Genomic DNA, 13,638 nt, shown 5'->3' with positions numbered 1-13,638 from the left:
ATCGCGGCTCGCGTGTGACTGCACATTCAGTTCAGCAGTTCGGAGAACGGGATGAAGCGCACGGTCTCGCCGGCGCTGATCGTATGATTCGGCGGATTATCGATCAGCCCGTCGCCCCAGACGGTCGACGTCAGCACCGCCGAACTCTGGTTCGGGAACAGGTCGAGGCCTCCGGCGGCATTCACGCGTGCGCGCAGGAATTCATTGCGGCGGTCGCCCTTCTGCTGCGTGAAATCAGCGCGCAGCGACAGCGCGCGCGGCGTGACTGTGCGGACGCCCGCGAGCCGCAGCAGAAATGGCCGCACGAACAGCAGAAACGTGACGAACGTCGACACGGGGTTGCCCGGCAGACCGATGAAGAACGTTTCGCCGGCATTGCCCGGCGTGCCGGCGTCGCCCTGTGTGGCCGCACGGCGAACCGCGCCGAATGCGAGCGGCTTGCCCGGCTTCATGGCGATCTGCCACATCGACAGCCGCCCTTCCGCCTCGACAGCGGGCTTCACGTGATCTTCCTCGCCTACGGAGACGCCCCCGCAGGTCAGGATCAGGTCGTGCGCCTGCGCGGCTTCGCGCAGCGTGTCGCGCGTCGCGTCGAGCTTGTCGGGCACGATGCCGTAGTCGGTCACATCGCAGCCGAGCTTGTGCAGCAAACCCGTCAACGTGAAGCGGTTTGAGTTGTAGATGGCGCCCGGCTTGAGCGGCGCGCCGGGCATCGTCAGTTCGTCGCCCGTGAAAAACACGGCGACTTTCACCCGCCGCACGACTTCGAGATGTGCACAGCCGACGGACGCCGCCAGCCCGAGCGCCTGCGGCGAGAGCCGCGTGCCGGCGGGCAGGATCGTCGCGCCTTTGCGGATGTCGGCGCCCTGTTGAGTGATCCACTCGCCCGTCTTCGGTGTGTGCAGGATGGTCACCTGGTCGCCAGCCGCTTCCGTCTGTTCCTGCATCACGATGGCATCGGCACCGGCTGGCACCGTCGCTCCCGTGAAAATGCGCGCGGCCGTGCCCTCGGCGAGCGGTTGCGGTGCGTGGCCCGCCGGAATCCGCTGGGAAATGATCAGACGCCGCTCACCCTGCGACAGTTCAGCGACGCGCACCGCGTAGCCGTCCATCGAACTCGTATTCATTGGCGGCACATCGAGCGGCGAGACGACGTTGGCGGCCAGCACGCGGTTGGTCGCATCGAGGGTCGGCAGCGTTTCGGTGCCGTGGATCTGCACGGCGGCGCCGAGCAGTGTCGCGAGCGCATCTGCCGTCGAGAGCATGGGCGCGCGGGGCGCTGCCTGTTCCGGAGGCGTCGGAGGCGTGGGTGTGGACATCATTCGATCCGGAGCGATTCGGAAAGAATCATTGTAACGGGAGGGGGGCCCTTTGGCGGTGGGCGCGGTTTCGGGTTTTCGTGCGCCTGCGCGGTGCGCGCGGTCTCTCGTTTTTGTGTCTTCGCCGGCAGCGGCGGTTTTTGCTGGCATCCGCGTTTCTGGTTTGCTGGCGTTGCCCCGCACAGGAGCAACCCCGGCAAACCAGAAACGAAACGCGGATGCCAGCGCAAAAAAACCGCAAAAAACCAAAACGGCGACCGCGTCGCAGACAAAAATCAACGCGTATGCGCAGCAACGAATGCCTTCACACGCTCCGCGTCATTCGCCAGCACTTCGAACCGCTGCGGCAAATCTTCAATCCCACTGAACGCGGCCGGACGCTCCGGCTCACGCTCCAGCGCCTCGCGAATCGTCTCGCCGAACTTGATTGGCTGCGCAGTCTCCAGCACTACCATAGGAACGCCCGCCTGCAGATGCTCACGCGCGACCTTCACACCATCGGCCGTATGCGTATCGATCATCGTGTCGTAATGCTGGAACACGTCGCGGATCGTGTCGACGCGATCGTCGTGGCTACTACGTCCCGAGACGAAGCCGAATGCCTTCACACGCGCGAAATCGCCGCTCGCCTGCAGATCGAAACCGCCCTTCTCTTCGACATCGCGGAATAGCTGCAGCACGCGCTTCGGATCGCGGCCGAGCAGATCGAACACGAAGCGCTCGAAGTTCGACGCCTTCGAAATGTCCATGCTCGGGCTGCTGGTGTGATACGTCTCCGACGACTTGCGCACACGGTAAATGCCCGTGCGGAAAAACTCGTCGAGCACGTCGTTCTCGTTGGTCGCGACGACCAGCTTTTCAATCGGCAAGCCCATCATGCGCGCGATATGGCCCGCGCACACATTGCCGAAGTTGCCCGACGGCACCGTGAACGACACGCGCTCGTCATTACGCTTCGTGGCCGCGAAATAGCCCTTGAAGTAGTACACGACCTGTGCGACGACGCGCGCCCAGTTGATCGAGTTGACCGTGCCGATCTTCTGCTGTGCCTTGAACGCGTGATCGTTCGACACGGCTTTGACGATGTCCTGGCAATCGTCGAAAACGCCTTCGACGGCGATGTTGAAAATGTTCGGGTCCTGCAGGCTGTACATCTGCGCCGTCTGGAACGCGCTCATCTTCTTGTGCGGCGACAACATGAACACGCGAATGCCCTTCTTGCCGCGCATCGCGTATTCGGCCGCGCTGCCCGTATCGCCCGACGTCGCGCCGAGAATGTTCAACGTCTCGCCGTGCTTCGCGAGCGTGTACTCGAACAGATTGCCGAGCAGTTGCATCGCCATGTCCTTGAACGCGAGCGTCGGACCATTCGACAGTTCCAGCAGCGACAGCGGCGCGCCGTTTTCGACGCCGAGCGTCTTGAGCGGCGTGATCTGCGCGGCGTTCTCCTCGTCGCGCACGTTGCAGTACACCTGCGCCGTGTACGTGCGGCGCGTCAGCTCGCGCAGGTCGTCGGCGGGAATGTCGTCGCTGAACTTGTGCAGAATCTCGAACGCGAGATCCGCATACGGCAGCGTGCGCCAGCGGGCGAGTTCATCCGTCGTGACCTGCGGATATTCGTTCGGCAGATACAGGCCGCCATCCTTCGCTAGACCACCGAGCAGGATGTCGGAGAACGTGTGGCGCTCGCCGATGCCGGCGCCGCGCGTGGAAATGTAATTCATGAGCTTGCCTCTTTACGTGTGTGCGGTGCGTCAGTCCAGCGCTTCCATGCGCAGCTTCGTCACTTTCGACACGACCGTCTTCAGCGCCTCGATGTTCGCGATCGCAGCGTTCACGTTCTTTTCGACCGTCTCGTGCGTGATCAGGATGATGTCCGTCTCGCCCTTCTTCGATGCGTCGACATGCTCCGATTCCTTCTGCAGCAGCGCGTCGATCGAGATACCCGTGTCGGCCAGGATACGCGTGATGTCGGCCAGCACGCCCGTCACGTCGGCCACGCGCAGACGCAGGTAATAGCCGCTCGTCACTTCGTCGATTGGCAGGATGGGCGTGTTCGACAGACGGTCTGGCTGGAAAGCCAGATGCGGCACGCGATGCTCCGGGTCGGCCGTATGCAGGCGCGTCACATCGACCAGATCGGCCACCACGGCCGAAGCCGTCGGCTCCGCGCCCGCGCCCTTGCCGTAGTACAGCGTCGTGCCGACGGCGTCGCCATGGACCACCACCGCATTCATTGCGCCTTCCACGTTGGCGAGCAGACGCTTGGCGGGAATCAGCGTGGGATGCACGCGCAGCTCGATGCCCTTGTCCGTGCGGCGGGTAATGCCGAGCAGCTTGATGCGATAGCCGAGCTCTTCCGCGTACTTGATGTCGATCGCGGCGAGCTTGCTGATGCCTTCGACGTACGCCTTGTCGAACTGCACGGGCACGCCAAACGCGATCGCGCTCATGATGGTCGCCTTGTGCGCGGCGTCGACGCCTTCGATATCGAAGGTCGGGTCCGCTTCCGCGTAGCCGAGCTCCTGGGCGGCCTTCAGCGCCGTTGCGAAATCAAGGCCGCGGTCGCGCATCTCCGACAGGATGTAGTTCGTCGTGCCGTTGATGATGCCCGCGATGTACTGGATGCGGTTCGCCGTCAAGCCTTCGCGCAGCGCCTTGATGATGGGAATGCCGCCCGCGACGGCCGCCTCGAACGCGACCATGACGCCCTTCGCGCGCGCCGCCTCGAAAATTTCCGTGCCGTGCACGGCGAGCAGCGCCTTGTTGGCGGTCACGACGTGCTTGCCGTTGCCGATCGCGCGCAACACGAGTTCGCGCGCAATGCCCGTGCCGCCGATCATCTCGGCGACGATGTCGATGGACGGATCGTCCACCACCGAACCGAAGTCATCGGTGATCACCACCGTGCCCGCTTCGGCGCCCAGCGCCGCCGTCGCCTTGGCGGAATTGCGCACGGCAATGCGCGCAATCTCAATGCCGCGGCCCGCGCGTCGGTTGATTTCTTCCTGGTTGCGGCGCAGTACCGTGAAGGTGCCGCTGCCTACCGTGCCGAAGCCCAGCAGTCCAACTTTGATCGGTTCCATGCAGCGTGTATTTCGAGTGAGAGATTGGTAAATTGGTTCGGGCGCGGATGCAATGCGCTCAGGCCGCGTGGCGTTTGCGATAGCCGTCGAGGAAACGCCCGATCCGGTGGATCGAATCGGCGAGATCGTCGACGTTCGGCAGGAACACGACGCGGAAGTGATCCGGCGTCTTCCAGTTGAAGCCGCTGCCCTGCACGAGCAGCACGCGCTCTTCCAGCAGCAGATCGAGAATGAACTGCTGGTCGTTCTCGATCGGGTACAGATTCGGGTCGAGACGCGGGAACATGTACAACGCCGCCTCGGGCTTCACGCACGTCACGCCTGGAATCGCGGTCAGCATGTCGTACGCGAGCTCACGCTGCTTGTGCAGGCGCCCGCCCGGCATGATCAGCTCGTTGATGCTCTGATAGCCGCCGAGCGCCGTCTGGATCGCGTACTGGCCCGGCACGTTGGGGCACAGGCGCATCGAAGCGAGAATGCCGAGGCCTTCGAAGTAGTCCTTCGCGCGGCGGCGGTTCTCGCCCGTCAGGCCGGACACCCACATCCAGCCCGCGCGATAGCCGCACGAGCGGTAGCTCTTCGACAGGCTGTTGAACGTGACGGTGAGCACGTCTTCCGACAGCGCGGCCATCGACGTGTGCGCCTTGCCGTCGTAGACGATCTTGTCGTAGACCTCGTCCGCGAAGATCACGAGGCCGTGCTGGCGCGCGATCTCGATCAGGCCGAGCAGCAGTTCGTCCGAATACAGCGCGCCCGTCGGGTTGTTCGGGTTGATCACGACGAGCGCTTTCGTGTTCGGCGTGATCTTCGCGCGGATGTCGTCGAGGTCGGGCATCCACGCGTTCGACTCGTCGCAGACGTAATGCACGGGCGTACCGCCCGACAGGCTCACGCCCGCCGTCCACAGCGGATAGTCCGGCGCGGGCAGCAGTACCTCGTCGCCGTCGTTCAGCAGCGCCTGCAGCGCCATCACGATCAGCTCGGACGCGCCGTTGCCGATGTAGATGTCGTCCAGTTCGACGCCCACGACGCCTTTGTGCTGCGCGTAGTGCATGATCGCCTTGCGCGCGGCGAACACGCCCTTCGAATCCGAATAACCCGACGAAACGGGCAGATTGCGGATCATGTCCTGAATGATTTCGTCCGGCGCATCGAAACCAAACGGCGCCAGATTGCCGATGTTCAGCTTGATGATGCGGTGGCCTTCCTCTTCGAGGCGCTTCGCGTGTTCGAGGACGGGCCCGCGAATGTCGTAGCAGACGTTCAACAGCTTGTTGGATTTGAGTATCGGTTTCACGACGGGCACTTCATCCTGGATTAATGAGCGGAACAACGGAGCTCTCGCCCCACGCGGCGGGCAGGCCATGAGAACGGGAACTGCGGCAGCCGCGCGGCGCGGGCAGGCGCAGTGCATGGTGCGGGACGTCGGCGGAGCACGGCCGTCAGTGGGCCGGGCGAGCGAAGGGGTGGCGCCTCTGCCGACGCGCTCCGGGCACCCCACTGGCAACGGCGGGCGCGGCTTGTGGCAGCGCGCGAACCTCGCGGGGAGCCGCCGGGCGGCTAAAAAGTTATAATTTAGCGGATTTTGGCCGACTTCCGCAATGCACCACGCAAGGCAGCGCAAGGCCGGGACCCATTTGCCTTGCGTCCCGGCACAGGGCGGCAGGCGTGCGGCGTCACAGCGCGACCCGCTGCAGTCGCCGGCGCGCAACCATCCCGCAGGTCCTGTCGCATTGAACCCGAGCCTGTGCATCCCGGTCGAAACGCGACTGCATGTCCTTACGACGACTACGGAAAACCAGTTTGAAATTACATCAGGATTCAAGCGGCGCCCTGAACACCGTCACGGGCTACGGCGCCGGCTACGTCGATATCAATCTCGAACGCCATTCGGGCAGCATCATCGTGCTGCCGGAGGGCCCCGTCATCAGTTGGCCCGTGTCGTCGTTCGACGCCCTGTCGCCCGAGCACTTCGCGCTGCTGATCGAGCCCGCGCCGGAAGTTGTCATCTTCGGCAGCGGCGAGCGCCTGCGCTTCCCGCACCCGCGCCTCACGGCTGCCCTCGCCGCGCATCGGATTGGCGTCGAAACGATGGACTTCAAGGCCGCCTGCCGCACCTACAACATCCTGATGGCGGAAGGCCGCAAGGTCGCGGCCGCGCTGCTGATCGAGGGCTAGAGGCCGCGCGCCGCCCGCGGCGCAGCCGTTCGCCCGCCCCAGCCCCCGCGTTTTTGGCGTGGGCGTCTTGCGAATCAAGTACACTGCGCGCCTGCATGGCTCTGCGCGCCGTTCGCATTCGCTTTGCGTCAGTCTGCGTGTGCCGGCGAATGAAGGCTGCGGCCAGCCCGCAGCCATGATCGCCCTAAGGTGGCGCTAAGGCTCGCGCATGGACAATCCCCGCCGGGTCCGACGCGGCTCGGGCGCAGCGTGCGCGGCCCGCTTGCGCGACTGTGGCACGCGAGGCCCTGTTTCGCGCTACGCGCGCCCGCCGACGCGCCGCAGCAACGCGCGCCGGTTCGAACGGAATAAGAAAGTAGCCGCGACAGCGGCGTCGAAAAAGGTTGAAACACACATGAACGACAAGCCGTCCGGGCTCACGCTCAATCGCACGACGGTCCTGCTGCTCGTGCTCACGCTCGCCGTCATCTGGTTCGTGCCACTCGGCTGGCGCCATCTGCTGCCGAGCGACGAAGGCCGCTACGCGGAAATGGCGCGCGAAATGTTCCTCACAGGCGACTGGATCACGCCGCGCTACAACGGCTACAAGTACTTCGAGAAGCCGCCGCTGCAAACGTGGGCGAACGCGCTGTCGTTCGCGTGGTTCGGGATCGGCGCATGGCAGGCGCGCCTCTACACCGCGCTGACGGGTTTCGCGGGCGTGCTGCTGATCGGCTACACGGGCGCGCGTGCGTTCAACCGCGCAACCGGCTTCTTCGCGGCCGTCGTGCTGGCGAGCGCGCCGTACTGGTATCTGATGGGCCACTTCAACACGCTCGACATGGGCCTGTCGTTCTGGATGGAAGTGACGCTGTGTGGCCTGCTGCTGGCACAGCGCCCGGGGCTCGCCGCAACCGGGCAGCGGCTGTGGATGTGGCTCGTCTGGGCCTCGATGGCTCTCGCGGTATTGTCGAAGGGACTCGTCGGCCTGATCCTGCCGGGCGCCGTGCTCGTGCTGTACACGCTCGTGGCGCGCGACTGGGCGATCTGGAAGCGGCTGTACCTCGTGAGCGGGCTGATCGTGTTCTTCGCGGTCGTCACACCCTGGTTCGTGCTCGTGCAGGACCGCAACCCTGAGTTCTTCAACTTCTTCTTCATCGTCCAGCAGTTCAGGCGCTATCTGACGCCCGAGCAAAACCGCCCCGGCGCGTGGTACTACTTCGTGCCCGTGATGCTGGTCGGCTTTCTGCCGTGGCTGTCGGTGACGGTGCAAAGCGCGCGGCACGCGCTGCGCATGCCGCGTCAGGCGAACGGCTTCGCGCCCGTCACGCTGCTGTTCGTGTGGACAGCTTTCATCTTCCTGTTTTTCAGCGCGTCGCATTCGAAGCTGCTGTCGTACACGCTCCCGATCGCGCCCGCGATCGCGCTCGTCATCGGCATGTATCTGCCCCTCGTCACGCGTGAGCGCTTTCACCGGCATCTGACGGGCTACGCGGTGTTCCTCGTCGCCGGCGGCTTCGGCGCGGTGTTTCTGGGGCGCCTGGGCGACCAGCGCAATCCGAACGCGCTGTATCTCGAGTTCCGCAACTGGGTGTTCGCGGCGCTCGCCGTCGGCTTCGTCTGCACGCTGGTCGCGATCTGGATCAACCGGCGCGGACGCCATGCCGCAAACGCAACGCCGGGCGGCTCACCCGCGAGCGTATTGCCGCCGACAGGCATCGCGCGCGCCGCGACGGCATTCGGCCTTGGCTGGATCTTGCTCGCGACCGTCGCAGGCACGGGCCACGACGCGTTCGGCCGGCTGTCGTCGGGCGCCCCGCTTGCGCCCGCCGTGAAGGCCGCACTCGCGAAGCTGCCCGCCGATACACCGTTCTACTCGGTGGGCGTGCTCGATCACACCCTGCCGTTCTACATCGATCACACGATGATCATGGTCGAGCACCCCGACGAACTGGCGTTCGGCGTATCCGTCGAGCCGCAGAAATGGGTGCCGACGATCCCGCAATGGGTCGAGCGCTGGAAGGCGGACCGCCATGCGATGGCGCTGATGTCGCCCGACCGCTACAGGGCATTCAGCGAGCAGCATCTGCCGATGACCGTCGTCGCGCGCGACGCCCGCCGCGTGATCGTCGAGAAGCCGCTTCCCGCCGACGCGGGCGCCGCCGCGCAAGACCCCGCGGCGTCGCAGCCCGATGCCGCCCCGCAACGACAGCCCTGATCGCATTCCTCACCCCGACATCTCTTCGATGAACCCGATTTCCCTGTTCTGTATCCTCGCGGGCGTCGCCCTCAACGCGACGGCCCAGCTGCTCCTGAAGGCCGGCACCAACGCGGTCGGCCACTTCGACTTCACGCTGTCGAACATCATCCCCATCGGCTGGCGCATCGCGACGCAGTTGCCCATCATCGGCGGGCTTGCCTGCTACGTGCTGAGCGTGGTCGTGTGGATCGTCGGGCTGTCGCGCGTGGACGTATCGATCGCCTACCCGATGCTGTCGCTCGGCTATGTCGTGAACGCGTTCGCCGCGTGGTACCTGTTCGGCGAGGTGCTGTCGGCGCAACGCCTGATCGGCATCGGCGTGATCCTCGTCGGTGTGTTCATCGTGGCGCGCAGCTGAGTTCGGGCCCGGCGCGCATCACTTGCCTTTAGAGGCAACGCCCCTGGCAAGCTCGCGCAGGTCTGCTAATGTCTTCTGAAATGTTTCGAGCGCTGGACATTCCAGCCGAACTCGCACATCATCGCCGCCGCATTCCGCGTAGGAGCACACGTGCGGCAATCAACGCTGGCGAAACGATAGAGCTTGACTAAAGCCGGATATTACAACTTTGTTAGGCTCCGCGGCCGCGACCCTTTTATATCGAGCGTATTCACTCATGACCCAGTCATCCGTTCCGTTTTTGCCGTTCGTGCGTCCCGAGATCGATGAAGAAACGATCAGCGGTGTAGTCGACGTGCTCCGCTCCGGCTGGATTACGACGGGCCCGCAGAATCAGGCGTTTGAAAAGGCATTGTCGGCGTACTGCGGCGGCCGCCCGGTGCGCACGTTCAATTCGGGCACGGCGACGCTGGAAATCGGTCTGCGCATCGCGGGCGTCGGCGCTGGCGACGAAGTCATCACGACGCCCGCGTCGTGGGTCGCGACCAGCAACGTGATCCTCGCAGTGGGCGCAACACCCGTGTTCGTCGATATCGACCCGGTCACGCGCAACATCGATCTGGATCTGATGGAAAAGGCGATCACGCCGCGGACCAAAGCGATCATCCCCGTGTTCCTGTCCGGCCTGCCCGTCGACATGGACCGGCTCTACGCGATCGCCCGCGCGCACAAGCTGCGCGTGATCGAAGACGCCGCGCAGGCCTTCGGCGCAACGTGGAACGGCGAGCGCATCGGCAAGCTGGGCGACCTCGTGTCGTTCAGCTTTCACGCGAACAAGAACCTGACCTCGATCGAAGGCGGCGCACTGGTGCTGAACAACGAAGAGGAAGCCGTCCTGGCGCAGAAGTACCGGCTGCAGGGCATCACGCGCACGGGCTTCGACGGCATGGATTGCGACCTGCTCGGCGGCAAGTACAACCTGACGGACGTCGCAGCACGTGTCGGCCTGGGTCAGTTACAGCATATCGAGCGCTTTCGCACGCAGCGCCACAAGCTGGCGCGCGCATACTTCGCTGGGTTCGACGGCGGCGCGGCCGTCCGGCTCGGCATGGGCCTGCCGCTGGCGGACTTCGAAAACACCAACTGGCATATGTTCCTCGTTACGCTGCCGCTCGCGCGTCTGTCGATCACGCGCGCCGGCTTCATGGAGCAGATGAAGGAGCGCGGCATCGGCACGGGCACGCACTATCCGGCCATCCATTTGTTCTCGCTGTATCGCGCAATGGGGTACAAGGAAGGCATGTATCCGCATGCGGAGCACTACGGCGCAACCACACTTACACTGCCGCTCTTCACGCTGATGAATGAAGGCGATGTCGAGCGCGTGTGCCGCGCCGTCAACGAGATTTGCGAACAATACGGTCAATAAAGCGGAAATCCAGGGAATATGAATCAATCGGACCCACGCACGGTCGCTCCCGAACTGTCGGTCGTCATCCCCGTTTACAACGAGGAGCAAGGACTCGCCGCACTGTTCTCGCGCCTGTACCCCGCGCTCGATGCGCTCGGCACGAGCTACGAGGTAATCTTCATCAATGACGGCAGCCGCGACCGGTCGCCCGCGATGCTCGCCGACCAGTTCCGCGCCCGTCCCGACACCACGCGGGTGATCCTGCTGAACGGCAACTACGGGCAGCACATGGCGATCCTCGCGGGCTTCGAGCAATCGCGCGGCCAGATCGTCATCACGCTCGACGCCGACCTGCAGAATCCGCCCGAAGAAATCGGCAAGCTGTGCGCGAAAATGCGCGAGGGCTTCGACTATGTCGGCACGATCCGCATGCAGCGCCGCGACAGCCTGTGGCGGCGCAAGGCGTCGCAGGCGATGAACCGCCTGCGCGAACGCATCACGCGCATCAAGATGACCGACCAGGGCTGCATGCTGCGCGCCTACAGCCGGCACGTGATCGACACGATCAACCGCTGCGGCGAGGTCAACACGTTCATCCCCGCGCTCGCCTACACGTTCGCGCAAAATCCCGTCGAAATCGAGGTCGCGCACGAAGAGCGCTTCGCGGGCGAATCGAAGTACTCCGTCTACAGCCTGATCCGCCTGAACTTCGACCTCGTCACGGGCTTCTCGGTCGTGCCGCTGCAATGGCTGTCGTTCATCGGTGTGATCCTGTCGATGGGCTCGGCGGCCTTGTTCGTGCTGCTGCTCATCCGCCGCTTCATCATCGGCGCGGAAGTGCAAGGTGTGTTCACGCTGTTCGCCATCACGTTCTTCATGCTCGGCGTGATCATCTTCGCGCTCGGCCTGCTCGGCGAATACATCGGCCGCATCTATCAGCAGGTGCGTGCGCGTCCGCGCTATCTGGTGCAGACCATTCTCGAACAGCGCGACGGCGAACCCGTTGTCGCGCAACCGCGCCAGTCGATCTTGCCGGGCATGCAGCCCGCACCCGTCGCACACGACGAACCGAGGCAAGGCGCATGAAGCCGCGCGCCGTCGTCTTCGCGTATCACAACGTCGGTGTGCGCTGCCTGCAGGTACTGCTCGCGCGCGGCGTCGAGGTCGCGCTCGTCGTCACGCACGAAGACAGCCCTTCGGAAAACATCTGGTTCGGCAGCGTGGCGTCGGTGGCGGCGGATCACGGCATTCCCGTCGTGACGCCCGCCGATCCGAAGAGCCCCGAACTGCGCGCGCGCGTGGTCGATGCGCGCCCCGACTTCATTTTCTCGTTCTATTACCGGCACATGCTGCCCGTTGATCTGCTGGCTGTCGCACCGCGCGGCGCGTACAACATGCACGGATCGCTGCTGCCGAAATACCGCGGCCGCGTGCCCACCAACTGGGCCGTGCTCAACGGCGAGACAGAAACGGGCGCGACGCTGCATGAGATGGCCGCGAAGCCGGACGCAGGCGCAATCATTGCGCAGACGCCCGTGCCGATCCTGCCCGACGACACGGCCGCCCAGGTATTCGACAAGGTGACCGTCGCCGCCGAGCAGACGCTGTGGCGCGCACTGCCGGCACTGCTCGCGGGCGAAGCGCCGCATCTGCCGAACGACCTCGCGCACGGCAGCTACTTCGGCGGACGCAAGCCGGAAGACGGCCGCATCGACTTCAGCCAGAGCGGTCAGCAGGTCTACAACCTGATTCGCGCCGTCGCACCGCCGTATCCCGGCGCGTTCACGGATATCGGCGGCGAGCGCTTCGTCGTAGCGCGTGCGCGTCTTGCGCAGCCCGGTGCGCCCGGTGCGGATTTGCCGCCCGGCATCCACGTAGGCGATAATGGCTTTTTTGCGACATGCGGCGACGGCCGCGTGATCGCCATCCACGAATTGCGGCATCAGCGCGACGGCAACGAGCGCGTCGTCACCCCCGCCGAATTCACCCAGTTCACTCAATCTTCCCGTAACGCATGAAAAAAGTCCTGATTCTGGGTGTGAACGGCTTTATCGGCCATCACCTGTCCAAGCGCATTCTCGAAACGACCGACTGGGAAGTGTTCGGGATGGACATGCAAACCGAGCGCCTCGGCGACCTCGTGAAACACGAGCGCATGCATTTCTTCGAGGGCGACATCACGATCAACAAGGAGTGGGTCGAGTATCACGTGAAGAAGTGCGACGTGATCCTGCCGCTCGTCGCGATCGCCACGCCTGCCACGTACGTGCAGCAGCCGCTGCGCGTGTTCGAACTGGACTTCGAGGCGAACCTGCCCATCGTCCGTTCGGCTGTGAAGTACGGCAAGCATCTCGTCTTCCCGTCAACTTCGGAAGTCTATGGCATGTGCTCGGACGAGCAGTTCGATCCCGACGCGTCCGCCCTCACCTATGGTCCGATCAACAAGCCGCGCTGGATCTACGCGTGCTCGAAGCAGTTGATGGACCGCGTGATCTGGGGCTACGGCATGGAAGGCCTCAACTTCACGCTGTTCCGTCCGTTCAACTGGATCGGCCCGGGCCTCGACTCGATCTACACGCCGAAGGAAGGTTCGTCGCGCGTGGTCACGCAGTTCCTCGGCCATATCGTGCGCGGCGAGAACATCAGTCTGGTCGACGGCGGCGCGCAGAAGCGCGCGTTCACCGATATCGACGACGGCATCAGCGCGCTGATGAAGATCATCGAGAACAAGAACGGCGTCGCGTCGGGCAAGATCTACAACATCGGCAATCCGACCAACAACTTCTCGGTGCGCGAACTCGCGCACAAGATGCTGGCGCTGGCGGCCGAATTCCCCGAGTACGCGGAGTCGGCGAAGAAGGTGCAGCTCGTCGAAACGTCGTCGGGCGCGTATTACGGCGCTGGCTACCAGGACGTGCAGAACCGCGTGCCGAAGATCGACAACACGAAGCAGGAACTCGCCTGGGCGCCGCAGTCGACGTTCGACGAAGCCCTGCGCAAGATCTTCGAAGCGTACCGCGGCCATGTCGCCGAAGCCCGCGCGCTCGTCGAACAACAATAAGGGCTGC

General features: G+C 64.4%; 11 protein-coding genes. 7 read left to right on the top strand and 4 right to left on the bottom strand.

From position 1 onward, the window contains the following. Positions 1-26: 26 nt before the first annotated feature. From BPHY_RS04730 to BPHY_RS04715, 4 genes are all read right to left on the bottom strand, one after another. The gene (locus tag BPHY_RS04730) at positions 27-1,265 is read right to left on the bottom strand and encodes a molybdopterin-binding protein (protein WP_041763739.1); all 1,239 of its coding nucleotides are present in this window, start codon (positions 1,263-1,265) and stop codon (positions 27-29) included. Positions 1,266-1,594: 329 nt separating this feature from the next. Then, on the bottom strand, positions 1,595-3,043 hold the full coding sequence (gene thrC / locus BPHY_RS04725) for a threonine synthase (protein WP_012400340.1): 1,449 nt from the start codon (positions 3,041-3,043) through the stop codon (positions 1,595-1,597). A 30-nt stretch (positions 3,044-3,073) separates the two neighbouring features. Further along, positions 3,074-4,405, bottom strand: a complete 1,332-nt coding sequence (locus BPHY_RS04720) for a homoserine dehydrogenase (protein WP_012400339.1) — start codon at positions 4,403-4,405, stop codon at positions 3,074-3,076. 58 nt (positions 4,406-4,463) lie between these two features. Further along, on the bottom strand, positions 4,464-5,711 hold the full coding sequence (locus tag BPHY_RS04715; RefSeq protein WP_012400338.1) for a pyridoxal phosphate-dependent aminotransferase: 1,248 nt from the start codon (positions 5,709-5,711) through the stop codon (positions 4,464-4,466). A 497-nt stretch (positions 5,712-6,208) separates the two neighbouring features. Here BPHY_RS04715 and BPHY_RS04710 point away from each other — a divergent pair, with 497 nt between their 5' ends. The 7 genes from BPHY_RS04710 to BPHY_RS04680 all read left to right on the top strand — a co-directional run bounded on the left by BPHY_RS04710 (position 6,209) and on the right by BPHY_RS04680 (position 13,631). Then, positions 6,209-6,583, top strand: coding sequence for an Mth938-like domain-containing protein (locus tag BPHY_RS04710; protein WP_041763291.1), 375 nt, complete (start codon positions 6,209-6,211; stop codon positions 6,581-6,583). Between the two features lie 394 nt (positions 6,584-6,977). Next, the gene (locus tag BPHY_RS04705) at positions 6,978-8,780 is read left to right on the top strand and encodes a glycosyltransferase family 39 protein (RefSeq protein WP_012400336.1); all 1,803 of its coding nucleotides are present in this window, start codon (positions 6,978-6,980) and stop codon (positions 8,778-8,780) included. A gap of 28 nt (positions 8,781-8,808) precedes the next feature. Next, on the top strand, positions 8,809-9,180 hold the full coding sequence (locus BPHY_RS04700) for an SMR family transporter (RefSeq protein WP_041763289.1): 372 nt from the start codon (positions 8,809-8,811) through the stop codon (positions 9,178-9,180). 256 nt (positions 9,181-9,436) lie between these two features. Continuing rightward, positions 9,437-10,588: a DegT/DnrJ/EryC1/StrS family aminotransferase gene (locus tag BPHY_RS04695; protein ID WP_012400334.1), complete on the top strand. Its 1,152-nt coding sequence runs from the start codon at positions 9,437-9,439 to the stop codon at positions 10,586-10,588. An 18-nt stretch (positions 10,589-10,606) separates the two neighbouring features. After that, positions 10,607-11,656, top strand: coding sequence for a glycosyltransferase (locus tag BPHY_RS04690; protein ID WP_012400333.1), 1,050 nt, complete (start codon positions 10,607-10,609; stop codon positions 11,654-11,656). Next, positions 11,653-12,588, top strand: a complete 936-nt coding sequence (locus BPHY_RS04685) for a formyltransferase (RefSeq protein ID WP_012400332.1) — start codon at positions 11,653-11,655, stop codon at positions 12,586-12,588. Before BPHY_RS04690 ends, BPHY_RS04685 begins: the two co-directional genes overlap by 4 nt. Then, entirely contained in the window at positions 12,585-13,631 is a 1,047-nt protein-coding gene (locus tag BPHY_RS04680) for a bifunctional UDP-4-keto-pentose/UDP-xylose synthase (RefSeq protein ID WP_012400331.1), read from the top strand. Before BPHY_RS04685 ends, BPHY_RS04680 begins: the two co-directional genes overlap by 4 nt. Positions 13,632-13,638 lie beyond the last annotated feature (7 nt).

Source organism: Paraburkholderia phymatum STM815 (assembly GCF_000020045.1).
In the GTDB taxonomy this organism is placed as follows: domain Bacteria; phylum Pseudomonadota; class Gammaproteobacteria; order Burkholderiales; family Burkholderiaceae; genus Paraburkholderia; species Paraburkholderia phymatum.
This window is presented reverse-complemented; position numbering and strand designations above follow the sequence as displayed.

Coding starts and splice junctions, on each gene's coding strand:
- BPHY_RS04730 (WP_041763739.1), bottom strand. CDS start 1,265: ATGCTCTCGACGGCAGATGCGCTCGCGACACTGCTCGGCGCCGCCGTG.
- thrC (WP_012400340.1), bottom strand. CDS start 3,043: ATGAATTACATTTCCACGCGCGGCGCCGGCATCGGCGAGCGCCACACG.
- BPHY_RS04720 (WP_012400339.1), bottom strand. CDS start 4,405: ATGGAACCGATCAAAGTTGGACTGCTGGGCTTCGGCACGGTAGGCAGC.
- BPHY_RS04705 (WP_012400336.1), top strand. CDS start 6,978: ATGAACGACAAGCCGTCCGGGCTCACGCTCAATCGCACGACGGTCCTG.
- BPHY_RS04700 (WP_041763289.1), top strand. CDS start 8,809: ATGAACCCGATTTCCCTGTTCTGTATCCTCGCGGGCGTCGCCCTCAAC.
- BPHY_RS04695 (WP_012400334.1), top strand. CDS start 9,437: ATGACCCAGTCATCCGTTCCGTTTTTGCCGTTCGTGCGTCCCGAGATC.
- BPHY_RS04690 (WP_012400333.1), top strand. CDS start 10,607: ATGAATCAATCGGACCCACGCACGGTCGCTCCCGAACTGTCGGTCGTC.
- BPHY_RS04685 (WP_012400332.1), top strand. CDS start 11,653: ATGAAGCCGCGCGCCGTCGTCTTCGCGTATCACAACGTCGGTGTGCGC.
- BPHY_RS04680 (WP_012400331.1), top strand. CDS start 12,585: ATGAAAAAAGTCCTGATTCTGGGTGTGAACGGCTTTATCGGCCATCAC.